The sequence below is a fragment of the Nocardia lasii genome (assembly GCF_042658545.1).
Lineage (GTDB): Bacteria > Actinomycetota > Actinomycetes > Mycobacteriales > Mycobacteriaceae > Nocardia > Nocardia lasii.
Map to the genome: position 1 here is coordinate 1 of NZ_JBHSQN010000005.1, position 26,245 is coordinate 26,245.

Sequence of the window (26,245 nt, forward strand, 5' to 3'; positions counted from 1 at the left end):
GCGGCACGGGCGGCACGGGCGGCACGGGCGGCACGGGCGGCACGGGCGGCACGGGCGGCACGGGCGGCACGGGCGGGTTCATTACAGCGTTGAACCTGCTGGGCGATACGTGGGTGGGTGAGGTCCAGGTTTCCGGGCCGCCTGAAACTGCTTTCGAGGTGACCGTTTTCGTCCCTGGGGTCGGACCGACCGCATCGACCGAGGAATCGTCGATGCGTGAGCGGATCCGGCAGTTCGCCCGAGGTCGCCTCACCGACCCCGACGACGCGCTCCGACTGCTCGCCGAAGCCGCGGCAGCCGAATCCGACGAGGACTTCTGATGCGACAGAGCACCGGAACGGACACACACCGCCGACGCCACGCGGCGCATCCGCACGGTGCGGCGGCATCGACTGCTGATGCGAAGGGGCGGGCGCATGGCTGCGACCGGTAGGACATCCGACAGTGACGACGAGCAGCTCACGGCCGGGTACGCGGCGTATCAGCGCGGCGAGGTCGGGGCGGCGTTGGAGATCTTCGAGAAGGTGGCCGCCGGGGCCGCGCCACGGTTGCGCAGTGCGGCGCTGATCAATGCGGCGAGCATGGCCGATGAGCTCGGGGATCATCGGCGGGCGGTGACGCTGTTCCGGACCGCGCTGGTGGAGATGCCCGCCGAGGCTGCCCACCAGCGACCGGCGGCGCTGGTGAATCTGTCGCAGGCCTTTCAGCACCTGGGCGAGTTCGATGCCGCGCAGGATGTGCTCGAAGAGGCGCGGGAACTGCTCGCCGAGAGCGACGACCAGTCGATGCTGCGGGTGGCGTGCCTGTTATCGCTGACGGCGGTGGCGCTGCACCGGCAACAGTGGGCGCGCGCGGGCGAGTTGGCGCATGAATCACTCGGCGTGACAGAGCGTTTCGCGCCGGAACTGGCCGGTCATCCGCTGATGAATCTGGCGGCGTGCTCGTTCGAGACCGGGCGGTGGTCCCTGGCCATCGACTTCGCGCGGCAGGCGGTGGCGGCGTTCGAGGCGGTGGGAGCGCGGGATTCGGTCGCGGAGTCGCGGCAGAATCTGGCGACCATGCTGGTGCGGGCGGGACAGTTCGAGGAGGCCGAGGAACCGCTGCGGGCGAGTCAGGAGTTCTTCGAGGCCGGGGACCTGCGACACCGAGCCGGCGTCGGCACCAAGACGCTGGGGTTCCTTGCCGAGCGACGTGGTGAATTGGCCTCGGCGCGTGCGTATTACGAACGTGCGATGGCTCAGTTCGATTCGGCGGGTGCGGTGGTGGACGCGGCCGATGTGCGCTTGCGGCTCGCCACCGTCGCCTGGGCGGCAGGGGATCTCGCGCGGGGCGAGGAGCTGCTCGAGGCGGCGTTCGGGGTGTACGCCGCCCACGGACTCGGGATGCACTGCGCCCAACTCGACTACTGGCACGCCGAGCTGTTGATGTCCTCGACGGCACAACCGGATCCGGCATTGCTCGGTCGTGCCATCGCCCTCGCGGTACCGGCCGCACTCGCCATCGACGCCGTCCGTCACACCCTCCCCAACGGCAACCAGCGCGAACACTGGCACCGCACCGTCGCCGAACCCGCCATGTGGTTGGCCTTCCGCTGCGCCGCACTCGCCGGTGACGGCCAGCTGGTCATCGACCTGATCGATACCCAGTGCGCGGGAACAGCTCTCGATCTGACGGCCTTCGCCGACACCGTCACCCCCGCGCTCGAGTTCCAACTCCTCGACCCCACACCGGCAGCGCCGATTTCCACACCCGCACTCCAACTGGGAGCCGCCCTCGCCGATGTGGCGGCAGCGGCGGGAATCCCTGTCTCGCCCCCGCCCCGTCTCACGGAGGGCGGGCGAATAGTGCTGTCGGAGTTCATCTCCTACGCCGAGCAGCGATACGGACGACCCGTTCGCGACCACCGGGTGATCGCGCTATGAGCCCGAAACTGACAGAGGCAGTATCGGCCGGCCCAACGGCTTTCATCAGGATGGCCGATGCGGGCGATGTGTACGTGTCGTGGCGCTGGGACGACGACGCGCTAGCCCGCGGTGTCGCGGTTCTGCCCCGCGATCAGGTACGCGAGGTCTTGCAGGTGCTCGCCGAGGCCGTACCCAACCCTTCACGGCCGAACGATCTACGGCGGGTGATGACCGAAGGTGCCCTTGTCGACCCGGCGAAGGAACTCGCACTCGCGCAACAACTTTCGAGCACCCTCCTCCCCTACGCATTGGCCGTGCAACTCTACGAACTCTCCCAGCGAGGCATCCGCCCGCACCTGCGGATCCAGCCCTCGCCTCGGCTCGCGCAGGTGCCCTGGGAGATCATCGCCCCGGACCCCGACATTCGACTACTCGATATCGCCGATGTAAGCCTGCTAGCACCGGTTTCGGTGGTGAACGCGCCGGAGCGAATTGCCCGTCGCTGGCACGAAACTCGCGATCTCCCCGTCGTCGCGATCCTCGATCCCCGCGTACCCGGCTTCCGCGCGGACTCCGAACTCGGCTCGGTACTCGGCCGCCCCAGCCCGGAAACGCCGGTCTCCCAACACTTCAACACCTACGGCGACCGAGTGGTCCCCCACGTAACCGACCCGGTCGAGCTGTTCCGTCGCGCCGACACCGACCGCGACTGGCTGTCCGAAGTCTTGCGCCAAGGTGCGAGCCGACTCGTCTACGTCGGCCATGTCACCTCTCCCGCACCGGAATCCGGGCACAGCGAACACGCCGAACTCCACCTCAGCTGCACCGCCGACACCCGAGGTTTCGCCGCCCCGAACCGCACCCATCGCCCCCTCTCGGCCAAGGACCTCCTGCTCGGCACCTACTCCCTCGACCCCACCCCGGTCGCCGGGCGCGACCTGTGGCCGATGCCGAGCCGCGTCGCCCTCATCGCCTGCGAAAGCGGCGGCGACCTGCGCTTCACCGAAGCACTCGGGCTCACCACCGCGGCCCTCTCGGCGGGCGCCGAACTCGTCACCGCCACCCGCTGGCCCCTGCCCACCGACCACGCCTTCCACACCCTCACCCCCACCACGACCTCCCCGCTCCAGGCCGCCATCTGCGCCGTGGACACCGCCCACGATTCCTCCACACCCATCCCCACCCTCCTGACCTGGCAGCGAGCCCGCCTGTCCACCTGGCGAACCGACCCCACCCCCGAAAACGCACCCCTGCTCTGGGCCGCCTTCGCCACCGTCACCGACTGAACGAGCCCGCGCTCACCGCCAGGCCGAAGCCACTGACCGCTGACTCCGCGGCAATCCACTCCGAGGTGGCATAAACGTGCAGAGAAGCGCCGCCAGGAGCGATTTTCGGTGTTTTGGGGACACGGCTGCGCGAAAATGCCATCGCAGCGGCACGCCGGGGCCGAGTACGGCGGACGTGGCGAGGTTCCTACTCCGGCAACCCGAGCCCCGTGGCGAGGACCGGCCACGAGCGGTGGAAGGCGTCGCGCCAGTAGCCCCAGGAGTGGGAGCCGGTGGGCTGGTGGTCGAAGGTCGCGGGGATCTCCAACTCGGCGAGGCGGGTTTCGAGGTTGCGGGTGCACCAGCTCACGGCCGCTTCGATGATGCCGCCGACGATGATCTGGTTGGCCAGGCCCACCGTGGTCGGGTTCATCATGTACGGGTCGTCGAGGCGGTCGTGCGGGCCGGGCAGGCCGGTGGCGTCGGAGATGTAGAGCCTTGTGCCACGCAGCTTTTCGGCGTGCACGACCGGGTCGTTCTCCACCCAGGCAGGGTCGTCGTCGGGGCCGTACATATTGGTGACGTCGCCGCCGCCGTAGGTCTCCACGACCAGTTTGGTGAACTCCTTGCCGACCGGGTCGGAGATCTGCGCGCAGCCGCTGTAACCGGCCACGGACTGGTAGAAGCCCGGCTTCGCCTGCGCCAGTTGCAGCACGGCGGTCGCGGTCATCGAGTTCGCGGCGATGGCGTTGACGCCGTTGGTGCCGAGCGCGGCGTCGACCAGCGGCGGCAGCTCGTCGAGCAGGAAGGTGCGCCACTTGTTGCGGCCCAGCGCGGGGTCGTCGCGCTGCCAGTCGGTGTAGTACGCCCAGGCGCCGCCGACCGGCATCACCACATTGACGTCCTTGGTGGCCAGGAAGTCACCGATATCGGTGTTGTGCCACCAGGTGGCCCGATCCTCGCCGCCGCCTGCGCCGTTGAGCAGGTAGAGCGCGGGGCGCGGCACCGACGCGTCCCTGGGCCGCAGCACCTTGACGGTGACGGGCTTGTTCATCGCGGCCGAGAAGACCAGCATGGTCAGGTTTCGATCATCGACGCGGCTCGAGATGATATTGGAGCCGTTGGCGCTGGTGGGCGTCGCGAGCAGCTGCTTGGTCGCGATGATCGGATCGCTGGTGTCGGCCAGGCCGTTGCCCGCCCCGAAGGTCGCGACACACGCGGCCAGCACACTGCTCGCGACACCGAAAGTCAGTGCGCGCCTGATTGTCTTGCCCATCGACCGAATTTCCCCATCTGTAACACCGCGGACACAACGCACGCCGCAGGCAGAGGGTACCGGGGAACCTTCGGTCGGTGAACCGGAATCGGGGGTGTGGGCTCAGTGCTCGTCGTAGTGGTCGGCGTGCGCGGCGTGGCGGTGACCGTCGTGGATGTAGTCGACGTGGTCGCCGTGCGGCACCGCGACGTGCCCGCAGGTGGGGCCGTGCTGGTGCTCGTGGGCGGAGTGCTCGACGTGTGCTGAGACCTCGCACTCGTCGAAGTGGCCCGCGTGCTCCCGGTGCAGGTGACCGTCGTGGACGTAGTCGACATGGTCCTGATGCGGAACGGCGACATGCCCACAGCTCGGGCCGTGGACGTGGGTGTGCTGCGGATGTTCGGCGTGCGCGGTGGTCATCGGCTCTCCTGGTGATCGAGTGGAGCTGAGGAACTTCTCGAGCGGAACAACATCGACATTAGCAGTTGCGCATGGATAGCTGAAAGGCGTGAAACTGGTCAGAGGACCTGGTCGAGGAAGCGCCGCAGACGCGGGGTCTGGGCGCCGTCGAAGAGGGCGTCGGGGGTGCCGGTCTCCACCACGACGCCCTGATCCATGAACACGACACTGTCGGAGACCTCGCGCGCGAACCCCATCTCGTGGGTCACCACGATCATCGACATCCCGCCCGAGGCGAGGTCGGCCATCAGCGCCAGCACGCCCTTCACCAGCTCGGGATCCAGCGCCGAGGTGGCCTCGTCGAAGAACATCAGCTCCGGTTTCATGGCCAGCGCCCGCGCGATGGCCACCCGCTGCTGCTGACCGCCCGACAGCGACGCCGGGCGCGCATCGGCCTTGTCGGCCAGCCCGACGATCTCGAGCTGTTCGATCGCGAGCGCGCGCGCCTGATCGGCGGACAGGCCGCGCAGCTTGCGCGGACCCAACGAGATGTTGTCGGCGACGGTCTTGTGCGGGAACAGGTTGAACTGCTGGAAGACCATGCCGATGCGCTGCCGCAGCTTGTCGGGGTTCTCGCGCAGCACCGACTCGCCATCGAGCAGGATGTCGCCCGCGTCGGGTTCGTAGAGGCGGTTGAGCACGCGCAGCAGGGTCGACTTGCCCGAACCGGACGGGCCGATCACGGTGGTGGTGCGCCCGGCGTCGACGTGGATATCGACGCCGCGCAGGATGTGATTGTTGCCCAGGGTCAGCTCGAGCCCGGTGCCCGTCAGAGAAGCACTCACGCGCCTCGCCCTTCTGTGATGACCGCCTGCTCGACCGGGTCGGCGGGGGTGGATTTGCCGGTGCGCATCCGCTGGTCGATGTAGTTCACCAGGTGCGTGAGCGGGATCGTGAGCACCAGATACATCAGCCCGGCCGCGACCAGCGGCGACAGGTTGCCGGTCTGGGCGTTGAGGTCACGCCCGACGGCGAACAGTTCGCGCTGGGAGGACAGCAGCCCGAGGAAGTAGATCAGCGAGGAGTCCTTGATCAGCGCGATGAACTGGTTCATCAGCGCGGGCAGCACCCGGCGCACGCCCTGCGGGATCACCACCAGCGTCATCGACTGGCGATACCCGAACCCGATCGCGCGCGCGGCCTCGAGCTGGCCGGGCTCCACCGACTGGATCCCGGACCGGAAGATCTCGCCGATATAGGCCGAGGAGAGCAGGGCGAGGGCCACCGCGCCGAGCCAGTACGGGTTGCCGCCGGTGATATTGCGGACCACCGGGCCGATGCCGAGGCCGATCAGCAGGATGATCACCACGGCGGGCAGGCCGCGGAAGATGTCGGTGTAGACGCGGGCGGGCCAGCGCAACCAGCGCGTGCGGGAGATGCCCATCACCGCGAGCACCATGCCGATCGCGGTGCCGAGGATGCCCGAGACCAGCGCCAGGATCAGCGTGTTCGGCAGACCGGTCTTGATCAGGTCGGGGAACGCCTGGCGATACAGCGACCAGTCGAAGAAGGTGTCCTTCAACTGTTGCAGCGTCGATTTCTGGGCGACCTGCTCGGTCTCGCCCGGCCCGTTCTGTTCGGCGAGCGCCTTGAAGTCCGGGAGTTGCGGCGCGGGTGCGGCTTTGGAGCCGGGCTTCCAGCCGGGCGGGAGTTCGCGCGGCACCCAGTCGGCGTAGAGGCGGGCGTAGGTGCCGTCGGCGATCACCGCGTCCAGGCCGGAGTTGAGCGCGTCGACGAGGGGCTGGTTGGTCTTGGCCACCGCGTAGCCGACGAAGTTGTCCAGACTGAAGGTGTTCTCCGAGACCACGATTCCGTCGCCGGGCTTGATCGCGCCCTCCGCCTGCGCCGACGGGGCCACCCAGGCATCGACCTGGCCGGACTTCAGATTGGCGTAGGCGGTGTTGTAGTCGGGGAACTTGACCGGGTCGAGTTTCAGCTGGTTGACAACGAATTCGTCCTGCACGGTCCCCTGCACCACGGCGATGCGCGAACTGCCGGTGAGATCCTCGAAGCTCTTGATCGCACTGCCCTGCGGCACGACGAGCGAGAAATAGCCGAAGTCGTAGCCGTTGGTGAAGCCGACCAGTTCGCGGCGCGCGTCGGTGGTGGTGATGTTCGACGAGCCCACGTCGAAGCGCTTGCCCGAGACCTGCGCGAGCAGACCGGCGAACTCGGTGCCGGAGAACTCCACGCGCAGGCCGAGTTTCGCGGCGATCGCGGCGAGCAGTTCGTTGTCGAAGCCGGTGAACGCGCCCTTGCTGTTGACGCAGATGCTCGGCGGGGCGTCGGACAGGGTGCCCACGCTGAGCACGCCGGGCGAGAGCAGGCCCAGCTTCGAGGTGTCGATCGAGTCGACGGGGGCCGTGGTGGCGGTGGTGTAGCGGTCGGCGCCCGCGGTCTCGCCCGCGGCGAGGTTGGTGGGGGCGGCCGTCGCGGCGGCGGCTCCGGGTGGGGAACACAGGTCGCGCGCGGGGGTGCTGTCGGACCCGCCGCAGCCGGTGGCCGCGACCCCGACGAGGAGCAAAAGGGCGGCGATGCGCGCCTTGGTTCGTACACCTGCCATGCCGATAGACCCTAGCGGCAACCTCCGACAGCTTCGGTGACGCGCGACGGCACAGCTACCCGATCGTTCCCGCGCGCGGTCGGCCGATGACCGTGCGGCAGCGACTAAGCCAGACCCTCGAGCAGCGTCGGGTTCACGTCGTCGCGCCACTCGATCGCCTTGCGCACCTCGGTCAGGTCGTAGTCGGGACCGGAGACACCCACGGTGAACAGCGTGGCGCCCGCGTCGTGCAGGGCGATCGCCTCGTCGCGGCCCTGCCAGGCCACCGACCGTTCGATTCTCGACTCGTCGGTGCCGACCTGCGCGGCGTGCTCGGCGAGCACCTTGTTCTTGTGCGTCAGGGTCGCCACATCGGCGAAGGAGTGCCAGATGTCGGCGTATTCGGCGACCAGGCGCAGGGTCTTGCGCTCGCCACCGCCGCCGATCAGGATCGGAATCTCGCGCACCGGCGGCGGATTCAGCTTCGCCAGCCGGGCGTCGATGCGCGCCAGGCTATCCTTGAGCAACGCCAATCGCGTTCCCGGCGTACCGAATTCGTAGCCGTACTCGTCGTAGTCACGCTCGAACCAGCCCGCGCCGATCCCGAGGATCAACCGGCCGCCACTGATGTGGTCGACGGTGCGCGCCATATCGGCGAGCAGATCCGGGTTGCGGTACCCGCCGCCGGTGACCAGCGCGCCGAGTTCGACCCGCTCGGTCTGCTCGGCCCACGCGCCGAGCATGGTCCAGCATTCGAAATGCGCGCCGTCGGGATCGCCGGTGAGCGGGAAGAAATGATCCCAGTTGAAGATGATGTCGACCCCGGCCTCCTCGGACCGCAACACCGCGTCACGAATGAGCGCGTACTCGGGTGCGTGCTGGGGTTGCAACTGGACTCCGATGCGGACCGGACGACTCATACCTTGGCTCCTCGAGGGCTAGGGCTGGCTCCGCGATCAGGCTACCCGCGCGGTGGCGGGGCCGCTACGATCGCTGCCGACCCACTACTCGGATCGTCCGGCACGTTCCTGCCGGGATGGGATGTTGATCTACGCATGGCCACTGTCACCTTCGACCGCACGACCCGGCTCTACCCCGGGGCGACCAAACCCGCGGTCGACGCACTCGACCTCGAGATCGCCGACGGCGAGTTCCTCGTCCTCGTCGGACCCTCCGGATGCGGAAAATCCACCTCGCTGCGCATGCTGGCCGGCCTCGAAGAGGTCAACGGCGGCTGCATTCGCATCGGCGAGCGGGACGTGACCCACAGCGAACCCAAGGATCGCGATATCGCGATGGTGTTCCAGAACTACGCGCTCTACCCGCACATGTCGGTCGCGGAGAACATGGGCTTCGCGCTCAAGCTGGCCAAGGTGTCCAAGGCCGAACGCGACGAGCGGGTCCTCGAGGCGGCCAAGCTGCTCGACCTCGAGCAGTACCTCGACCGCAAGCCCAAGGCCCTGTCCGGCGGTCAGCGCCAGCGTGTCGCGATGGGCCGCGCGATCGTGCGCCAGCCGCAGGTGTTCCTCATGGACGAGCCGCTGTCGAACCTCGACGCCAAGCTGCGCGTGCAGACCCGCACCCAGATCGCGCAGTTGCAGCGCCGCCTCGGCACCACCACCGTCTACGTCACCCACGACCAGGTCGAGGCCATGACGATGGGCGACCGCGTCGCCGTGCTCAAAGACGGTGTGCTGCAACAGTGCGCCTCCCCGCGCGACCTCTACCGCGACCCCGCGAACATGTTCGTCGCCGGCTTCATGGGCTCGCCCGCGATGAACCTGTTCACCCTGCCCGTCGACAACGGCATCGTCACCCTCGGCGGCTACCCCGTGCGCGTGCCCCGCGCCGTGGCCGACACGGGCGGCAACTCGGTGGTCCTCGGCATCCGCCCCGAACACCTCGAGGTGGGCAACGGCGGCCTCGAGATCGAGGTAGACGTGGTCGAGGAACTCGGCTCCGACGCCTACGTCTACGGCCGCGCCTTCTCCTCGGTAGCCCAGGAGACCATCGTCGCCCGAGTCGACTGGCGCAACCCCCCTTCGCGCGGCGAACGCCTCAGCTTCACCGTCGACCCCACCCACCTCTACTTCTTCAGCCCCGACGGCACCCGCCTGCGCTGACCCCCGTTGGACAGTTGATCACCACGCTCTGGTGGCGGATTCGGGCCGAATTCGCGCCACAGCAGCGTGGTGATCAGCTGTCCATTTTCCTGTGGCGGGCGCGTTCGGCGAGGTAGTCGGCGTTGACGCGGACGGCGAGGTGTTCGAGGGGGACTTGGGTTCCGTCGGGGGTGCGTAGGTCGACCTGGACGGGGGCGCCGGATTCGGCGTCTACGCGGAGCAGGGGCGGGGGGCCCGGTTGGAGATAGGTGTCGCCCCACTGCCACAGGGCGACCACGGCGGGGAGTAGGTCGCGGCCCATCTGGGTGAGGACGTATTCGTGCCGGGTGCGTTTGCCTTCTTCCTGGTAGGGGCGTTTTTCCAGGAGTCCGGCGGCGGTGAGTTTGCGGAGTTGGGTCGCGGCGGCGGCGTCGGTGATTCCGACGCGACGGGCGAAACCGTCGAAGCGGCGGGTGCCGTAGTACGCCTCGCGCAAAATGAGCATCGCCGAGCGGGTGCCGATGAGATCCATGGCTCTGGCGATGGAGCAGCCCGCCGGTTCCCACGCGTCGAGATCGGCCAAAGGTCCTTCCATCACGGCTGCCATGGCACACATCATAGCGAATCTGACTTGAGTAGATGATAGTTAGGGTCTACGCTGACTATTGTCAGCTAGAGCCAGTGTTGTCGAAAGAGGACTCCCATGCCAGACGCGGTCATCGTCGAAGCGGTACGCACCCCCATCGGGCGCGGCAAGCCGAACGGCGCACTTCACGACGTCCACCCGGTCGACCTGCTCGCGCACAGCCTGCGGGCGGTCGTCGAGCGCAGCGGGATCGACCCGGCGCTGATCGACGATGTGATCGGCGGAATCGTCACCCAGGTCGGCGAACAGGGCTCGAACATGACCCGGCGCGCGGCATTGGCCGCCGGCTACCCGGAATCCGTGCCCGCCACCACGGTGGACCGGCAGTGCGGGAGCAGTCAGCAGGCGATTCACTTCGCCGCGCAAGGGGTCATCGCCGGGGCCTACGACATCGTGGTCGCGGCGGGCGTGGAGTCGATGGGGCGAGTTCCCATGGGCGCCAACCTGATCGGGGCCACCGATCTGTCCGGCGTGGCGTTCGCCGAGCGCTACCCCGAAGACCTTGTCCCGCAGGGAATCAGCGCCGAACTCATCGCGGCCAAGTGGGGCCTCACCCGCACCCAGCTCGACGAGTTCGCACTGAGCAGTCACGAAAAGGCCGCGCGGGCAACCAAAGACGGACTCTTCGCCACCGAGATCGCCCCGATCAACGGCCTGAGCACCGACGAGGGCATCCGCGTCGGCAGCACCCTCGAAACCCTCGCGACACTGCGCCCCGCCTACTTCGACCCCGCCATGGCCGCGCGATTCCCACAGATCGGCTGGCAGATCACCGCCGCCTCGGCCAGCCAGGTCAGCGACGGCAGCTCGGCGGTCCTGATCATGTCCGCCGAACGCGCCGAACAGCTCGGCCTGCGCCCGCTGGCCCGACTGCACAGCTTCGCCGTCGCCGGCGACGACCCGCTGCTCATGCTCACCGCGGTCATCCCCGCCACCGAGAAGGTGCTGCGCCGAGCCGGACTCGAGATCGGCGACATCGACCTGTTCGAGATCAACGAGGCGTTCTCGCCCGTGGTCCTCGCGTGGGCGAAGGAGACCGGCGCGGATCTGAGCCGGGTCAATGTCAACGGCGGCGCGATCGCCCTCGGACATCCGCTCGGCGCCTCCGGTGCGCGACTGACGACCACACTGGTCCACGCCCTGCACCAGCGTGGTGCGCGCTACGGACTCCAGACCATGTGCGAGGCGGGCGGGCTGGCCAACGCCACCATCATCGAACGGCTGTGACCTGCGGTCGGCGGCGTTCATCCGTGCGCGCCGCCGACATAGGATGGCGGTGCCGCCGAGCCGAAGGGTCGCCCGTGTCCGACTGGTTCCTACCTCAGACCGAGTTCCACGTCCCGCATGAATTTCGCACGGGCCGTGCCGGTTACGCCGTGATGCCGCCGGTCGATCGCGTCCGGCAGCGGTGCGCCGAAGGGATCGATTGAGCCGTGGACGTCGAGGTTTACGTGTACGCGATTCCGTTGCGGACCCGGTTCCGGGGGATCACGGTGCGGGAGGGGATGTTGATTCGGGGGGAATTGGGGTGGGGCGAATTCTGCGCGTTTCCCGAGTACGACGATCGGGAGGCGGCGGGGTGGTTGGCCACCGCCGTGGAGCAGGTCACGGTGGGGTGGCCTGAGCCGGTGCGGGACCGGATCCCGGTGAATTGCACTGTGCCCGCCGTCGATCCGGAGCGGGCCGGTCGGATTGTTCGCGAATCTGGTTGCGTGACAGCCAAAGTGAAGGTGGCGGACCATCCCGACTCCCTGGCCGAGGACCTCGCGCGGGTGGCGGCGGTACGCGAGGCCATCGGGGCCGCGGGAGCAGTTCGGGTCGACGCGAACGCGGTATGGGACGTGGAGACCGCTGTTCGTCATATCGGTGAGATCGACCGTGCCGCTGAGGGTTTGCAGTATGTCGAGCAGCCCTGCCGGACGATCGAGGAACTGGCCGAGGTGCGGCAGCGCGTTTCGGTACCCATCGCCGCCGACGAATCGATTCGGCGCGCGGAAGATCCACTGCGAGTAGCAGTCGCCGGCGCCGCCGACGTGGCAGTACTCAAGTGCACCCCCCTGGGCGGAGTACGGCGGTCGCTGGCGGTAGCCGAAGCAGCCGGTCTGCCGACCGTGGTGTCCTCAGCACTGGAAACCAGCATCGGCCTGTCCGCACAGCTGGCCTTGGCAGGCTCCCTACCCCACCTCGAATTCGCCTGCGGCCTGGGCACCCTCTCCCTCTTCGACGGCGACCTCGTCACGAATTCCCTACGCCCCGTCGACGGCTGGCTGCCGGTCCCCACCACCCCACCCACCCCCGACCCCACCCTCCTCGACAAATACCGCCACCCCGACCCCGCCCGCGTCGACTGGTGGTTGCGACGGTTCGAACGGGTCAGCGCCCTACTCGAACAGGAGTGAGGCCGTGCGGCGTCAGCCGAAGCGGACGCCGCAGCCGGTGAAGGTGGAGCGGGTCAGGAGGCCGGCTTCCGGGCCGATTGTGCCGTCGACCAATTCGGCGTAGCGGGTGCAGAATTCGGGGCCGTGGGGAGCTTCTGTCTGGTCGGGGGCCAGGTGGTGGGTGAGTTCGTGGAGGATGACGAGTTCGCGGAGGGCCCAGGTGGTGTGGAGGGGGACGGCCAGGACGGCGTTCTCGGGTTCGTAGTGGGCGGCGGTGGTGCCGGCGCGGGAGCGGACTCGGACGGGGAGGGACGCTCGGTTCCAGTGGGCGCGAACCCAGTTCAGGGCCAGGACCTTGTCGACGTAGGACTGGACGGATTCGACGGAGGCGAAGCGGCGTTCCACGGGGAGGGTGAGTTGGGAGCCGTAGACCTCGATGGTGCGGTGGCCGAATTCGTCGGCGCGGTCGAATATTCCGCGCAGTAGTTGCTCGCCGTCGTAGACCTTCGCGCGTTGATTGTCGCGCCGCCTGCCCGATCCGGTCTCAGACATCGGTCGCGTCCGGGATCGGTCGGCGCGACGACACCGCCATCGCGCTCATCCCCCGGTGAGTGTGCGCCGGGCGGCGGGCAGTTCCGGGGAGGTGCCGAGGCGGGCGGTTCGACCCGCGCGGTCACCGGCTCGGCGGGCAGCGGCGGACGGGGTGGTGGAGGTTTGCGGGCCGCGCCAGGTGCCTCGGGCCTCGGAGGTGGCGCGGTAGAAATCGGTGAGCGCGACCTCCTTATCGCGCAGAGCCAGCGCGGTGCCGACGGATTCGAGCGAGGATTCCTCGGCCACCACTTCGGCTTTCACCTCGGCCAGCCGCGCGCCGACCCGGGCAGCGAAGGCCATCTGGAAGTTCAACCTGGCGGTCACCCCCGCCACCGGAACCTCCACTTTTCGCCGAACAGCCCGGCCGAGCCGCTTCTCGGTGACGATCTTGACGACCGTGGCCTCCCGGTACGCCCCGGACTTGATGTAGTGGTCCGAGGCGCGCACCATCTGGATGAGCAAGCTGGTGTAGAGCGCCTCGCAGGCGTCGATATCGGCCGCGAACCCGTACGCGTAGACCTGGGTGGAGGTCCGGGCGACATCGCAGCGAACATCATTGGCGGCCGCGATCGCGACGAAGAGCTGAACATAGGTCCGCAGCCCCTTGCGCCCCGGCTCCCCGATCGCGATGATCCGCTGCACCGGCACCGACCTGCGCTCCCGCGACGCCACATGCGACCGCGCCACCGCCAGATCGATCGAGGACTTGGTAGCCAACCGCTGCGCCGCCGCCAAAAACGCCTCAGCCTCGTGCTCGTTATCGGTCGACTCCGCCTTCCGCAGCAACCCACCGATGCGCGTGAGCATTCGATCAGGCGCCGACGACGTAGGACTGGTCACCGCCCGACCATAGAACACGCCCCCGACACAAAACCCGGCCCCGCACCTCCCGAACCCGCAATATCGTTCCGAAACACTCCAACTGACCCGGAAGTAACCCAATGCGTAGGACGGTCGGACGCGAAGAGCTCGCACCCTGTATGTTGCCTGTTGCACCGGACCGGTGTGCTGCTGCTCACGTCTTGACCCTGGAGTGTCTGCGATGACCTTGAAGTTTGCCCCCAGAGCGACGATGGCTGCTGCCTCGATCGCGTTGCTCACCGCGACGTTCGCCAGTGGTTGCTCGAGTGACGACGGGGGCAATGCGCTCGATCAGAACCTCACCGGCCGTGGCCCCATCACCTATGTCGAAGGTAAGGACACCACCGAGACCGGTGTGGTCAAGCAGCTCATCGACCGGTGGAACGCCGCGCACCCGAACGAGCAGGTGACGTTCAAGGAGCAGTCGGCCGACGCCGATCAGCAGCGCACCGACCTCGCCGAGCACTTCAAGGCCAAGCAGGACGGCTACGACGTGGTCGCCCTCGACGTGCCGTGGACCGCCGAGTTCGCCGCCAAGGGCTGGATCCAGCCGCTCAAGGACAGCTTCGCGATCGACACCGCGCCGCTGCTCGCGCCGACCGTGGCCAGCGCCACCTACAACGGCACCCTCTACGCCGCCCCGCGCAACACCAACGGTGGCCTGCTGTACTACCGCAAGGACCTCGTGCCCAACCCGCCGAAGACCTGGAACGAGATGCTCGGCCAGTGCCAGGTGGCGCGCGACAACAACATCGGCTGCTACGCCGGTCAGCTCGCCCCCTACGAGGGCCTGACCGTGAACACCTCCGAGGTCATCAACGCCTTCGGCGGCAGCTTCGTCGGCGCCGACGGCAAGACCCCCACCGTGAACAGCCCGGAGTCGAAGGCGGGCCTGAAGGTCCTCGTCGACGCCTACAAGAACGGTGACATCCCCAAGGAAGCCATCACCTACAAGGAAGGTGAGAGCGCGGCCGCGTTCGAGTCCGGCAAGCTGCTGTTCCTGCGCAACTGGCCCTACCTGTACGGCCAGGCCAACGCCGACGGCTCCGCGGTGAAGGACAAGTTCGGCGTCGCCCCGCTGCCGGGCAACACCGGCGTCGGCGCCTCGACCCTGGGCGGCTACAACGCCGCGATCAGCGCGTACTCCAAGAACAAGGCCACCGCCGCGGACTTCGTGCGCTACCTGATCAGCGAAGAGGCCCAGCAGATCGTCGCCGCCGGCGCGCTGCCCTCGGTGCGCGCCTCGCTCTACGACGACCCGGCCCTGATCGCCAAGATGCCGTACCTGCCCGCGCTCAAGGAATCCATCGCCAGCGCGGTGCCGCGTCCGGTCACGCCGTTCTACCCTTCGGTGTCGAAGGCCATCCTGGACAACGCCTATGCTGCCCTCAACGGCACGAAGTCCGTCGACGACGCGGTCGCCGGTATGCAAAAGGGCATCGAGACCGCCGGTTCGTAGCGGTACGCGCAGCGGACCCGACCAGACCGTAGGAGAGTTGGAACGGTGTCGGATCCTTCGGGAGCCAAACAGCGCGGGCTAGCGCTGCAATTGCGACAATCCGGCAAGGCGTGGCTGTTCGTCACACCCGTGCTCGTCGCCCTGGCCGTGGTCATCGGATACCCGGTGTACGAGGCGATCTGGATGTCCTTCTCCAAGGACGCCGGCATCGACCCCGCCACCGGGATGTTCGTCGAAGGCGGCGGCGCCGGATTCAGCAACTACACGCACTGGCTGTTCCAGCAGTGCGCCACGCTGAACGGCACGGTGTCGTGCCCGACCGGCACGCTCGGCTCGCAGTTCTGGTCGGCGGTCGGGATCACGCTGTTCTTCACCGTGGCGACCGTGTCGCTCGAGGCCCTGCTGGGTCTGGGCATGGCCATGGTGATGGGCAAGACCTTCCGCGGTCGGGCGCTGTTGCGCGCCGCCGTGCTGATTCCGTGGGCGATTCCGACCGCGGTCACCGCGCGGCTGTGGGAGTTCATGTTCCAGTACGACGGCGTGGTGAACCGGGTGCTCGGCACGAACATCCTGTGGACCACCGACGTGTGGGCCTCACGGTTCGCGGTGATCGCGGCCGACGTGTGGAAGACGACGCCGTTCATGGCGTTGCTCATTCTCGCTGGGCTGCAAGTGATTCCGGCCGATGTGTACGAGGCGGCCAAGGTCGACGGCGCCTCGGCCTGGCAGCGGTTCGTGCACATCACGCTGCCGCTGCTCAAGCCGGCGCTGCTGGTTGCGGTGCTGTTCCGCACCATGGACGCGCTGCGCATGTACGACCTGCCCGCGATCATGACGCTGGGTAACCCGTCGACGAACACCCTGTCGATCCTGGTGGTCGACCAGGTGCGCCAGGGTCCCAACAGTGCCGCGGCGCTGTCGGTGATCACCTTCGCGCTCGTCTTCGGTATCGCGTTCGTGCTGGTGAAGGTGCTGGGCGCCAACGCTGTTCGCACGCAGGAAGAACAGCGGAAGGCGCACTGATGAGCATCTCGACGACGAAAGAGCCTGCCGCCCAAGCCAAGCCGCTGCCCGAGCAGCCGGTGTCGTGGCGCAAGCGGTTGGGCACGGTGCGGCTCTACCTCGGTGTGGCGATCGTGCTGGTGTGGGGCCTCGGCCCGTTCTACTGGATGACCGTGGTCGCCTTCCGCGACCCGTCCCACACCTTCGACTCCACGCCGTGGCCCACCCACGTGACGCTGGAGAACTTCCGCAACGCCTTCGACACCAGCCGCGGCAACGACTTCGGTCGGGCACTGCTCAACAGCGTGATCATCGGCTCGGCGACCACCGCCGTCGCGCTGGCGCTGGGCGTGCTGGCCGCCTACGCGCTGGCCCGGATGACCTTCGCGGGCAAGTACCTGATCTCGGGGCTGATCCTGTCAGCGTCGATGTTCCCGGCCGTGGTGCTGGTGACGCCGCTGTTCCAGCTGTTCACCGATATCGGCTGGATCGGCCAGTACCAGGCGATGATCATCCCGAACATCTCCTTCGTGCTGCCGATGACGGTCTACATCCTGGCCTCGTTCTTCGCCGAATTGCCGTGGGAGCTCGAAGAAGCCGCGCGCATCGACGGTGCGAGCAAGTTCCAGGCGTTCCGGTTGATCATGTTGCCGCTGGCCGCGCCCGCGGTGTTCACGACCGCGATCCTGGCGTTCATCGCCTCGATCAACGAGTACCTGCTGGCCCGGTTGCTCTCGGGCGAGAAGACCAAGCCGGTCACCGTGGCCATCGCGAGCTTCTCGGGCAACGACCCGCTGGTGCAGCCGTACGCGGCGATCATGGCCGCGGGCGTGATCGTCACCGTGCCGCTGGTGATCATGGTGTTGCTGTTCCAGCGTCGCATCATCTCCGGTCTGACCGCCGGTGGCGTCAAGAGCTGACCTGCCGGGTTCTGCCGCTACGCGCGGGTAGAGTCGCCTGCACCGATATTCCCGATCGGTGCAGGCGGTTCTTTCTCGCTCGCTGGCGAAAGGAGACGGCGTGGCCTCCCAGCGCGGGCGCGGACGTTCGGACGAGGACCCGCCGTATCGCTCGATAGCCGGGTTTCGTGACCCGCTCGCGCGCGGTGCGAACCCGCCCAAGGGCGCGGCGCGACGAGCCCAGGCCGCGAAACTGGCGGCCACCGACGACACCCGCTACGTACCCCCGGCGAGCGAACGCGAACGCCGTGCCGAGAAGGGCGCGGCGCGGCGAGCCCAGGCCGAGCGTTTCGGCTTCGCCGACGACGAGCGCCCCCGTCGCCCCCCGCGCACCCGGTGGCAGCGCATCCGACGGCTGATCCTCGCGCTGTTCGTGATCTTCGTGTGTGTGCCCGCGCTGCTGTTCGTGGCGGTGTACTGGAGCGCGGAGATCCCCGAACCGGCCGAGGTCGCGGTCGAACAGCCCGCCACCGTCCTGGCCTCCGACGGCACCACCGTGCTGACGAGATTCATTCCGCCCCAGGGCAATCGGATCCCCATCCCGCTCTCGGACGTGCCGTTCCCGGTGCGTGATGCCGTGCTGGCGGCCGAGGACCGCACCTTCTACACCAATGCCGGTTACTCCACGAGCGGCTTCCTGCGCGCGGCGCGCGACAACGTCACCGGCCAGGACAACGCGGGCGGCGGCTCGACCATCACCCAGCAGTACGTGAAGAACGCCTTCCTCAGCTCCGAGCGCACGGTCACCCGCAAGATGCGGGAGTTGATCATCGCGGCGAAGATGTCGCGGCAGTGGAGCAAGGACGAGATCCTGGCCGCCTACCTCAACACCATCTACTTCGGGCGCGGGGCCTACGGCATCGCGGCCGCGGCGAAGGCGTACTTCGACAAGCCGGTCCCGGAACTGAGCCTGGCCGAGGGCGCGGTGCTGGCCGCGGTGATCCGCTCGCCCTCGGTCCTCGACCCGGAGAACCACCTCGACCAGCTGCGCGCACGCTGGCAGTACGTGCTCAACGGCATGGTCGAGATGAACGTGCTCGCTCCCGGCGACCGCGACGCGACGGTGTTCCCGCCGATCATCCCGCTCGGCGACGTGGAGCAGGAGGTGGTCCGACTCGGCCCCGAAGGACACATCCGCGCGCAGGTGCTGCGGGAGTTACGGGCCTCCGGGCTCGACGACACCGACATCAATACCGGTGCGCTGCAAATCGTGACGACCATCGATGCCGCGGCACAGGCGGGCGCGGTCGACTCGGTGCGTGAGCGATTGTCCTGGCAGCCACCGGAATTGCGCTCGGCGGTCGTCTCGATCGACCCGCGCAACGGCGCGGTGCGCGCCTACTACGGCGGCGAGGACGGCACCGGCTACGACTTCGCCCAGGCGCCCCTCCAAACCGGTTCGGCCTTCAAGGTTTTCGCGCTCGTCGCGGCCCAACAGCAGGGCATCCCGGTGACCAGGGCGATGGACAGCTCGCCGATCACCGACCGGGGCACCACCATCACCAATGTCGAAGGCGAGTCGTGCGGGAACTGCTCGCTCGCTGAGGCGCTCAAACGCTCGCTCAACACCAGCTTCTACCGCCTGACCATGACCATGGGCGACGGCCCGCGCGCCATCGCCGAGGCCGCGCACCTGGCCGGCATCCCCGAATACATTCCGGGCGTGCAGGGCATGAGCCTGACCGAGTCCGACGGGTTCCCGCTCAATGGCATCGTGCTCGGGCTCTACCAGGTGCGGCCCATCGACATGGCCTCCGCCTACGCCACCCTGGCCGCCTCCGGGGTCTATCACGCGCCGTATTTCGTGCAGAAGGTCAGCACCGCCGACGGTCGCGTACTGCTCGACCGCAGCCAGGAGACCCCCGCGGGCCGCCCGCTGCCCGACGCCGACCGCCGACTGCCCGCCGCCATCGCCGACGCCACCGTCTCGGCCATGCTGCCGATCGCCGACTACGCCAACGGGCACGGCCTGGCCGACGGTCGCCCCTCGGCGGCCAAGACCGGCACCACCCAGCTCGGCGAGACCAAGAACAACAAGGACGCGTGGATGGTCGGGTTCACGCCCTCGCTGTCGACCGCGGTGTGGGTGGGCACCGAGAACCCCCAGCCGCTGCGCAACGGGCGCGGCGGGGCGATCTGGGGGTCCGGGCTGCCCGCCGACATCTGGAAGCAGACGATGGACCGCGCGCTGGCGGGCACCCCGGTCGAGGAGTTCGTGGCGCGGCCGCTGCCCAGTCCCCCGCCGCCGCGTCCGACGCCGACCCCCTTCGACATCTTCGGCCCGCCGACCAACACCCCCCGCACTCCGCCGCCGCCGTTGATCATCATCCCGCCCGCGCCGACACCGGCCACACCGGGCGAGTTGTTCCCCGGACTCGGTGGTGAGGGCCCCCGATAGATCACGAGTTGGCGCACCGTGACCCGACTGTCGGACCGGCATGGCAACATCGGTGCCCAGAGCGCGAACCACCGCGCCGGGGGTCCAGCAGATCCCGGCGCGGAACCTGTCGGACCGATACGGGAGGATGTGCGGTCGGTACCGACATGCGACGACACTAGACATAGGGGCTACGCAGGTGGATTTCAATGTCGTTGACCGTCCCGAGACGCTGATCGCGGGCACGGTGCTCCGCAGTCCGGCACTCGCCGTCGAGGGGCCACGCCGCGCCAAGGTGGTGGAGGCGTGGGCACACCTGCGGAAACGGACGTTACCGGGGCCGGTCGCGACGGGTTATGTGGATTTCGCGCCGGAGATCAACTCCTACCTCACCCACATCGTCGGCTACGAGTGCAAAACCCTCGCCGACCTCCAGGTGGGCGATGTGCTCGGCCGGATTCCGGCGGGGCGCTACGCGCGTTTCGTGGCCAGCGGCGACGACCTCGGCGACACGATCGTCGGGCTGTGGCGCCAGGTATGGGACGCCGAGGCCGCGGGGGAGTTCGTGCGGGCCTACACCGGGGACTGCGAGCAGTACCCCGACGAGCGCACCGTCGAGATCTTCGTGTCGCTGACCGAGGAGGAGAACAACTGATGGCAGTGGATTTCGAAATCGTGACCCTCGACGACGGCCTGATCGCGGGCCTCACCGTGCCGCTGGCCGGGCGTGAGGTGACCGCACGCGATCTCGACCTGGTGAACTTCACCTGGGACCGCTACCTCTCGCGAGAGAAGACCGAGCCCCGCTCGGCGGCCTACATCGGCCAGAACGATCACGCGGTGGCCGTACTCGGCTACGAGGTCACCGGGCTGGAGGAGATCGACGAGGGCGACGTGCTCACCCGCATCCCCGCGGGCCGCTACGCCAAGTTCGTGGTCTCGGACAAGCCCTACGATCTGCTGCGCACGGCGTGGGCGCAGGTGATCAAGGCGGAGAACGCGGGGACGATCACGCGCTCGCACACCGCGGAGTTGGAGCGGTACACGGGGCCGACTTCGGTCGAGGTGTATGTGTCGTTGGATTGACGCAAAAAGAGCCGGTGGGCGCGAGAGTTCGTGCGCACCGGCTCTTCTTTGGGTGCGGTCCAGCGGGTCAGTTCAGCATCGAGACCGGTCGCGCGCTCTCCCTCGGCCGCAGGAACTGCGGGAGCCAGGGTAGGAGTGGGTCGGGGGCGCGGTCGAGGATGCCGCCCGCCGGGTCGTCGACGAAATCGCGGCGCACGATGTCGGCGGCGGGGCGCAGGATCTCGTAGACGATCAGAGCGCACAGGCCCAGCACGGCCAGGTCGCGCAGGATGACGGTGCCGGTGAACCACTGTTCGGGCAGGCCCTTGTTGTCCTCGCCGAGGTAGTAGAACATCCGGGGCACCCAGACCAGCGCGTCGATCGTCATCCAGGCCAACAGGATTCGGCGGTGCGGCAGGGCGAGCACGGCCAGGGGAACCAGCCACAGCGAGTACTGGGGGCTCCACACCTTGTTCGTGAGCAGGAAGGCCGCCACGACCAGGAAGCACAGTTGGGTGAGGCGGGGGCGGCGCGGGGCGGTCAGGGCCAGGTAGGCGATGCCGAGGCAGGCGGCGAGGAAGGCCAGCAGCGAGACCATGTTCAGAATGGCGGGGGGTTCGCCGTGGCCGAGTGGCCCGTCGAAGCCGGCCCAGCCGGTGAACGAGGTGATCACGTTGTAGATCGAGTCGGGGTCGGCGTGGCGAGTGGTGTTGAGCCGGAAGAACTCTCGCCAGCCGTCGGGGTAGAGCGCCGCGATCGGCAGGTTCACCGCACCCCAGGTACCGATCGCGGCGACGACCGCCAGGGTCGCCGAGCCGAGTGGCCGCTGGGCGAAAACGTGTGTCTTGGCAGGCAGTTCATTGAGCCAGGTGCGCATCGAGTCGAGGCTGTCGACCTCACGCAACCGCAGCCCGGCCCGCGCCGCGGGTTCGCGACGCATCGGATCGATCCGTAAGCACAGCACCACGATCGGCCCGAGCAGCAGCAGCGGATACAACTTCGCCGCCCCGCCCAGTCCCAACAGGATGCCGGCCAACACGGGCTTGCGCCGCGCCCACGCCAACAACCCGGTGGCCGCGAAAGCCGTTGCGAGAGCGTCGAAATTGGTGAAGATGTGCACGAACACCAGCGGCGACAACGCGATCAACGCCGCGTCCCACACCCGCCGCCCGGCTAGTCGCGACGACGCCCACACCGTGATCAACCACGCCACACACAGCCCGAGCGCGACGACGTTGAAGTACACCACCACCGACATCGCCCCCGGCAGCGGCAGGTGGTCCCACACGGTGCCGATCTGCATCGCCACGTACTGGTAGAGCCCCGACAGCACCGGATACTCCATGTACCTGGTCTCGGTGCCGCCGTCGGGCGTGGACTCGATCCAGAACTTCTTGTACGGGAACGCGCCCTCGTTGAGCCGTTCGGCGCCGTAGAGCGGCACCGTGTCCGAGTAGCACATGGCCACGTACTGGCGGCCGTTGTTCCAGTCGAGCATCAGCCCGCCCGAGCCGTCCCCGGTCTGCTGGATGCAGGCCGCCTTGGTCGACCAGCCCAGTGCCAGGAAGATCACCGTGAACGCGAACAGCACCCGCAGCGGCGTCCAGAACCGCGCGCGCCCGATCAGCGCGTGCTCGCCGACCGGGCCGCCGATCACGGTGGACAGCTGTTCGGTCAGCGAATCGTTGCGACTTGGCAGGTCGCGCTCGTCCATCGAACGCAGGTCGGGCGCCAGCGGGGCGGGCGCGACATAGCCCACCGCACGGTCCGGGCGGGTAATGCTCGACGCCGTCTGGTCCGCTAGTCGCTGATCGGTCACGACATCCGAGGCTACCGGTGGCTACCGGGATCGGGTCGGTGTGGCTCCCGCGCCGCTGCTCTCGTCCTCGTTCCCGTTGCCATTGCCGTTCCCGTTACCGCCGCCGTTGTTGCCCGGCCGCGTCGAGGCCGGTGAGTCCTCCGGCGTCGCCGTCGGCTGACCGGGCAGCGGGCCCGGATCGGGATCCGAGGACGGCTGCGACTGCGGCACCGCGGGCTGCTGCACCCCGGGCACCGGAATCCGGATCCCGGGCAGGATCTCGACCTGCGAGGGCACGATCACCGGCGGCGCGATCACCGGCGCGGTGGTGGACGGCGGGGTGTAGGGCGCCGACCAGTCCGGCACACCGGCCTGGCCCTTGATCGGGGCGGGCTTGGGGAACGACTCGTTCGACGTGCCCGACAGCGCGCCGTCCATCGTCGCCTTCCAGATGTCGGAGGGCAGTCCGGAACCGTAGACGCTGCCGCCGCGGTAGTTCTTGAGCGGGTCGCCCTGCTCGGTGCCCACCCAGACCGCGGTGGACAGCGACGGGGTGTAGCCGACCATCCAGGCGTCGCGGTTCATGCCGGTGTCGCCGAGCTGGTGGGTACCGGTCTTGGACGCCGACTCCCGGCCACCGGCCAGGTTGTGCCCGTTGGAGTAGGCCGCGATCGGCTTCATCGCCGCGGTGACGTTGTCGGCCACCGCCGCGCTGACGCGCTGCTCACCGGCGGGCTCGCCGCGATCGAGCAGCACCTGACCGTCGGCGGTCACGACCTTCTGGATGAAGTGCGGCGCGTGGTAGACGCCCGAGGCCGCCAGCGTGGCGTATGCCGAGGCCATGTCGAGCGGGCGCGACTGGTACTGGCCGAGGATGACGCCGTTGTTGGGGCCGACGCCGCCGGGCTCGGTCAGGGTCGGGCCGACACCGGGCAGTTCCTTGGCGATGCCGAGCTTGTGGCCCATGTCGGCGACCTTCTGCGGGCCGCCCTGCATGTCGAGCTGCATCCGGTAGAAGCTGGTGTTGAGCGAGCGCTTGAGCGCCTCGGCGATGGTGCACTTGCCGCAGCTCTCACCCTCGACGTTGCCGATCGTGATGCCGTTGACGGTGATCGGTCCGCTGTCGTAGAGCTGCGAGAGCGGAATGCCCTGTTCGAGGTTGGCGGCCAGGCCGATCACCTTGAACGAGGAGCCGGTGGGCAGACCGGCGTTGGCGAAGTCGAAGCCCTGGCCGTCGGCGCCGCCGTAGTAGGCGCGCACGGCACCGCTGCGCGGGTCGATCGAGACCACGGCGGTGCGCAGGTTCTCCGGCTCGCCCTCGAGCTTGCCCTGGGCGGCCTTGACCGCGGCGTCCTGCATCTTCGGGTCGATCGTGGTGGTGATCTGGAGGCCGGCGGTGTTGAGCTGCTGCTCGCTGATGCCCGCTTCGGACAGTTCGGAGAGCACCTTGTTCTTGATCAGGCCCGACGGGCCGCCGTCGTTGTTCTTGTCGCCGAGCGAGGCCAGCGTCACGACCTGCGGGTACTGCATCGCCTGGCGTTCGGCGGCGGGCAGGTTGTTCTCGGCGACCATGCCGTCGAGCACGTAGTTCCAGCGCGTCTTGGCGCCCTCGGGGTTCTTCTCGGGGTCGAGCATCGAGGGCAGCTGGATGGTCGCGGCCAGCACCGCGCCCTCGGAGACGGTCAGTTCCTGCACCGGCTTGCCGAAGTAGGCCTTGGCGGCGGCGTCGATGCCGTACGCGCCACGACCGAAGTAGATGGTGTTGAGGTAGGCGGCGAGGATGTCTTCCTTGCTCCACTGGCGCGCCATCTTGGCCGAGATGACCAGCTCGTGCATCTTGCGCGTCATCGACCGTTCGTCACCGACCAGCGCGTTCTTCACGTACTGCTGGGTGATCGTGGAACCACCACCGGCGCTTTCCTTGCCGAGGATGTTGTCGCGGGCGGCGCGCGCGAAGCCCGAGACCGAGAAGCCGGGGTTGGTGTAGAAGTCACGGTCCTCGGCGGCGATCACCGCGTTGCGCACGTGCGGCGGGATCTGGTCGATCGAGACCTCGGTGCGGTTGCCCTGTGGCGGAACGACTTTGCTGATCTCGGTGGTGCCGTCACTGGCGAAGATCAGCGCGACCTGGTCGTTCTTCAGATCGCCTGGCTTGGGCACCGACACCGCGGTGTAGGCGACGAGGAACACCGCGCTCGGCACGACGATCGCCAACGCCATCAGCACGTAGACCGTGCGGCGCACCAGCCGCCACGGTGACTTCTTCTTCGCCGGGGTGTCACCACCGTCGCCGCCGTCGCCGCCATCGCGACGGTTGCGCGGACCGGTCGGCGGCGGGGTGCCACCACCGGCGGCGCGACGCTCACCGGTGGACGGGCCCGTGGTGGCGCGACGCTCACCGGAGGTGGGCCCACCGGGACGGCGACCGGCGCCTGCCCGCTGGGCGGCCGCGACCCCACCCGCACGCGCGGTACGAGCTACGTCGTCGTTCCCGTCGCGAACGGTGCGCGCGGGCTGACCCGCGCGCAGGGTCGGATCCTCGGGAACACCGGGACGCGGCAGTTTCTGCGTGGCGTTGGCGGGCGGCGGAAGGGGCCGATTGGGCGCGGCGGGGCGACCCTGCGCCGGCCTGCCCTGATTCGGCCCACCCTGCGGTCCGGGACGCTGCGGCGGCGGACCGGGTCGACGCGGCGGCACCCCACCCGGCGGCGGGCCGGGCTGGCGACCCTGCGGCGGACCCGGCTGACGACCGGGCGGCGGTCCCTGCGGACGTCCGCCCTGCGCGGGCCCGCCCTGCGGACGCGGACCGGCGGGCGGCATCGGCCGACGCGGGGGCTGACCACCGGGAGACTGCGGGGGGAGACCCGGTTGCGCACCCCGAGACGGACGACCGCCGCGCGGATCATCGCCGTGGGGGGAGGGCTCGTAGGGCGAACTCACTGACCAGATCTCCATAACTCGTAAGGTTCGACGTACACACGACATCCGCGCCGGTGGACCGGCGCGGATAGGTTGCACCTCGAACAGCAGCGCATCACGCGGTGAACTCCCCGCGCGTAGTTCGGCAGCTGGGCACTCAGCGACCGCTCACTCGGCCACCGAGCGCCGAGCTCGCGAACTGGTGCGTCGCCGAGCCGGGGCGGGGGCCGTGCCGAGCACGTACGACTGCACCAGATGGTTCCAGCTGCACGACCGACAGACCTCGACGACATGCACCGAGAATTCCTCGTTCGCCTCTGCCATCCTGATCAGTTCCTCGGGTGTGCGCGCCGAACCGGCCGCTTGGCCGAGCCCGTCGCCGAACACCCACGAAACCAACGTCAGCTGCTCTTTCCGACAGATCGGGCAGGTCGCCTCACTGCCCCGGCCGTGGAACTTCGCGGCTCGGAGCAGGTAGGGATTCGCGTCGCACACCTCGGCGACGCCGACCCGCCCGGCGTAGACATCGGCCAGCAGGGACCGGCGCCGGAGCGCATAGTCCACCACCTGCCGCTGAATTCGCACGATCACCAGAGTAGCGGGGTTTGATTTCGGCTGCCGGTGGCATCACTGGATCCGCGGTCTCGTCGTAAACTCCCGATA

At 68.5% G+C, this 26,245-nt stretch carries 22 protein-coding genes and 1 pseudogene; 12 read left to right on the forward strand and 11 right to left on the reverse strand.

The genetic code is table 11. The annotated features are described in order from the left end of the window. The 3 genes and pseudogenes from ACFP3H_RS10475 to ACFP3H_RS10485 all read left to right on the forward strand — a co-directional run. Window positions 1–320 (forward strand): annotated as a pseudogene (locus ACFP3H_RS10475) (hypothetical protein); the annotation flags it as partial. Between the two features lie 96 nt (window positions 321–416). Beyond that, a complete protein-coding gene (locus ACFP3H_RS10480) occupies window positions 417–1,922 on the forward strand; it encodes a tetratricopeptide repeat protein (protein ID WP_378603226.1) in 1,506 nt (501 codons plus the stop codon). 50 nt (window positions 1,923–1,972) lie between these two features. After that, entirely contained in the window at window positions 1,973–3,190 is a 1,218-nt protein-coding gene (locus ACFP3H_RS10485; RefSeq protein WP_378603231.1) for a CHAT domain-containing protein, read from the forward strand. A gap of 187 nt (window positions 3,191–3,377) precedes the next feature. On the opposite strand, the gene ACFP3H_RS10490 is transcribed toward ACFP3H_RS10485, so the two are convergent. The 5 genes from ACFP3H_RS10490 to ACFP3H_RS10510 all read right to left on the reverse strand — a co-directional run bounded on the left by ACFP3H_RS10490 (window position 3,378) and on the right by ACFP3H_RS10510 (window position 8,345). Next, a complete protein-coding gene (locus ACFP3H_RS10490; RefSeq protein WP_378603234.1) occupies window positions 3,378–4,445 on the reverse strand; it encodes an alpha/beta hydrolase in 1,068 nt (355 codons plus the stop codon). Between the two features lie 102 nt (window positions 4,446–4,547). Next, window positions 4,548–4,844, reverse strand: coding sequence for a hypothetical protein (locus ACFP3H_RS10495; protein ID WP_378603237.1), 297 nt, complete (start codon window positions 4,842–4,844; stop codon window positions 4,548–4,550). Between the two features lie 98 nt (window positions 4,845–4,942). Next, window positions 4,943–5,668 (reverse strand): amino acid ABC transporter ATP-binding protein, encoded by a 726-nt coding sequence (locus ACFP3H_RS10500; protein WP_378603240.1) that lies wholly within the window; start codon window positions 5,666–5,668, stop codon window positions 4,943–4,945. Then, window positions 5,665–7,446, reverse strand: a complete 1,782-nt coding sequence (locus ACFP3H_RS10505; RefSeq protein WP_378603243.1) for an ABC transporter substrate-binding protein/permease — start codon at window positions 7,444–7,446, stop codon at window positions 5,665–5,667. Before ACFP3H_RS10505 ends, ACFP3H_RS10500 begins: the two co-directional genes overlap by 4 nt. Window positions 7,447–7,550: 104 nt before the next feature. Then, window positions 7,551–8,345 (reverse strand): LLM class F420-dependent oxidoreductase, encoded by a 795-nt coding sequence (locus ACFP3H_RS10510; protein ID WP_378603246.1) that lies wholly within the window; start codon window positions 8,343–8,345, stop codon window positions 7,551–7,553. A gap of 135 nt (window positions 8,346–8,480) precedes the next feature. Here ACFP3H_RS10510 and ACFP3H_RS10515 point away from each other — a divergent pair, with 135 nt between their 5' ends. Beyond that, window positions 8,481–9,548 (forward strand): ABC transporter ATP-binding protein, encoded by a 1,068-nt coding sequence (locus tag ACFP3H_RS10515; protein ID WP_378603249.1) that lies wholly within the window; start codon window positions 8,481–8,483, stop codon window positions 9,546–9,548. Between the two features lie 73 nt (window positions 9,549–9,621). On the opposite strand, the gene ACFP3H_RS10520 is transcribed toward ACFP3H_RS10515, so the two are convergent. Further along, window positions 9,622–10,146 carry a winged helix-turn-helix transcriptional regulator gene (locus ACFP3H_RS10520; protein WP_378603252.1) on the reverse strand — a complete coding sequence of 175 codons (525 nt, stop codon included), beginning with the start codon at window positions 10,144–10,146 and terminating at the stop codon, window positions 9,622–9,624. Window positions 10,147–10,230: 84 nt separating this feature from the next. On the opposite strand from ACFP3H_RS10520, the gene ACFP3H_RS10525 reads away from it, so the two are divergent. Both ACFP3H_RS10525 and ACFP3H_RS10530 read left to right on the forward strand, forming a co-directional pair. Then, complete coding sequence (locus ACFP3H_RS10525; RefSeq protein WP_378603255.1) at window positions 10,231–11,400, forward strand: thiolase family protein; 1,170 nt, start codon at window positions 10,231–10,233, stop codon at window positions 11,398–11,400. A 206-nt stretch (window positions 11,401–11,606) separates the two neighbouring features. Then, window positions 11,607–12,572: an o-succinylbenzoate synthase gene (locus ACFP3H_RS10530; protein ID WP_378603258.1), complete on the forward strand. Its 966-nt coding sequence runs from the start codon at window positions 11,607–11,609 to the stop codon at window positions 12,570–12,572. Between the two features lie 12 nt (window positions 12,573–12,584). Here ACFP3H_RS10530 and ACFP3H_RS10535 read toward each other — a convergent pair whose 3' ends face one another. Next, window positions 12,585–13,103 (reverse strand): TIGR04338 family metallohydrolase, encoded by a 519-nt coding sequence (locus tag ACFP3H_RS10535; protein ID WP_378603261.1) that lies wholly within the window; start codon window positions 13,101–13,103, stop codon window positions 12,585–12,587. Window positions 13,104–13,148: 45 nt separating this feature from the next. Further along, entirely contained in the window at window positions 13,149–13,949 is an 801-nt protein-coding gene (locus ACFP3H_RS10540; RefSeq protein ID WP_378603694.1) for a DUF2786 domain-containing protein, read from the reverse strand. Between the two features lie 235 nt (window positions 13,950–14,184). Here ACFP3H_RS10540 and ACFP3H_RS10545 point away from each other — a divergent pair, with 235 nt between their 5' ends. From ACFP3H_RS10545 to ACFP3H_RS10570, 6 genes are all read left to right on the forward strand, one after another. After that, window positions 14,185–15,462, forward strand: a complete 1,278-nt coding sequence (locus tag ACFP3H_RS10545) for an ABC transporter substrate-binding protein (protein WP_378603264.1) — start codon at window positions 14,185–14,187, stop codon at window positions 15,460–15,462. A 45-nt stretch (window positions 15,463–15,507) separates the two neighbouring features. Beyond that, window positions 15,508–16,485 carry a carbohydrate ABC transporter permease gene (locus ACFP3H_RS10550; RefSeq protein ID WP_378603267.1) on the forward strand — a complete coding sequence of 326 codons (978 nt, stop codon included), beginning with the start codon at window positions 15,508–15,510 and terminating at the stop codon, window positions 16,483–16,485. Continuing rightward, window positions 16,485–17,384, forward strand: coding sequence for a carbohydrate ABC transporter permease (locus ACFP3H_RS10555; RefSeq protein ID WP_378603272.1), 900 nt, complete (start codon window positions 16,485–16,487; stop codon window positions 17,382–17,384). Before ACFP3H_RS10550 ends, ACFP3H_RS10555 begins: the two co-directional genes overlap by 1 nt. A gap of 100 nt (window positions 17,385–17,484) precedes the next feature. Next, window positions 17,485–19,821, forward strand: coding sequence for a transglycosylase domain-containing protein (locus ACFP3H_RS10560; protein ID WP_378603275.1), 2,337 nt, complete (start codon window positions 17,485–17,487; stop codon window positions 19,819–19,821). 178 nt (window positions 19,822–19,999) lie between these two features. After that, window positions 20,000–20,455: a GyrI-like domain-containing protein gene (locus ACFP3H_RS10565; protein WP_378603278.1), complete on the forward strand. Its 456-nt coding sequence runs from the start codon at window positions 20,000–20,002 to the stop codon at window positions 20,453–20,455. Further along, window positions 20,455–20,886, forward strand: coding sequence for a GyrI-like domain-containing protein (locus tag ACFP3H_RS10570; protein WP_378603281.1), 432 nt, complete (start codon window positions 20,455–20,457; stop codon window positions 20,884–20,886). The genes ACFP3H_RS10565 and ACFP3H_RS10570 overlap by 1 nt, the downstream gene beginning before the upstream one ends. A 67-nt stretch (window positions 20,887–20,953) precedes the next feature. Here the strand turns inward: ACFP3H_RS10570 and ACFP3H_RS10575 are convergent, their stop codons facing one another. The 3 genes from ACFP3H_RS10575 to ACFP3H_RS10585 form a co-directional block, all read right to left on the reverse strand. Further along, window positions 20,954–22,579: a glycosyltransferase family 87 protein gene (locus ACFP3H_RS10575; protein ID WP_378603697.1), complete on the reverse strand. Its 1,626-nt coding sequence runs from the start codon at window positions 22,577–22,579 to the stop codon at window positions 20,954–20,956. A 126-nt stretch (window positions 22,580–22,705) separates the two neighbouring features. Further along, window positions 22,706–24,883 (reverse strand): transglycosylase domain-containing protein, encoded by a 2,178-nt coding sequence (locus ACFP3H_RS10580; RefSeq protein ID WP_378603700.1) that lies wholly within the window; start codon window positions 24,881–24,883, stop codon window positions 22,706–22,708. A gap of 867 nt (window positions 24,884–25,750) precedes the next feature. Next, a complete protein-coding gene (locus tag ACFP3H_RS10585) occupies window positions 25,751–26,167 on the reverse strand; it encodes a DUF5318 domain-containing protein (protein WP_378603284.1) in 417 nt (138 codons plus the stop codon). Window positions 26,168–26,245 lie beyond the last annotated feature (78 nt).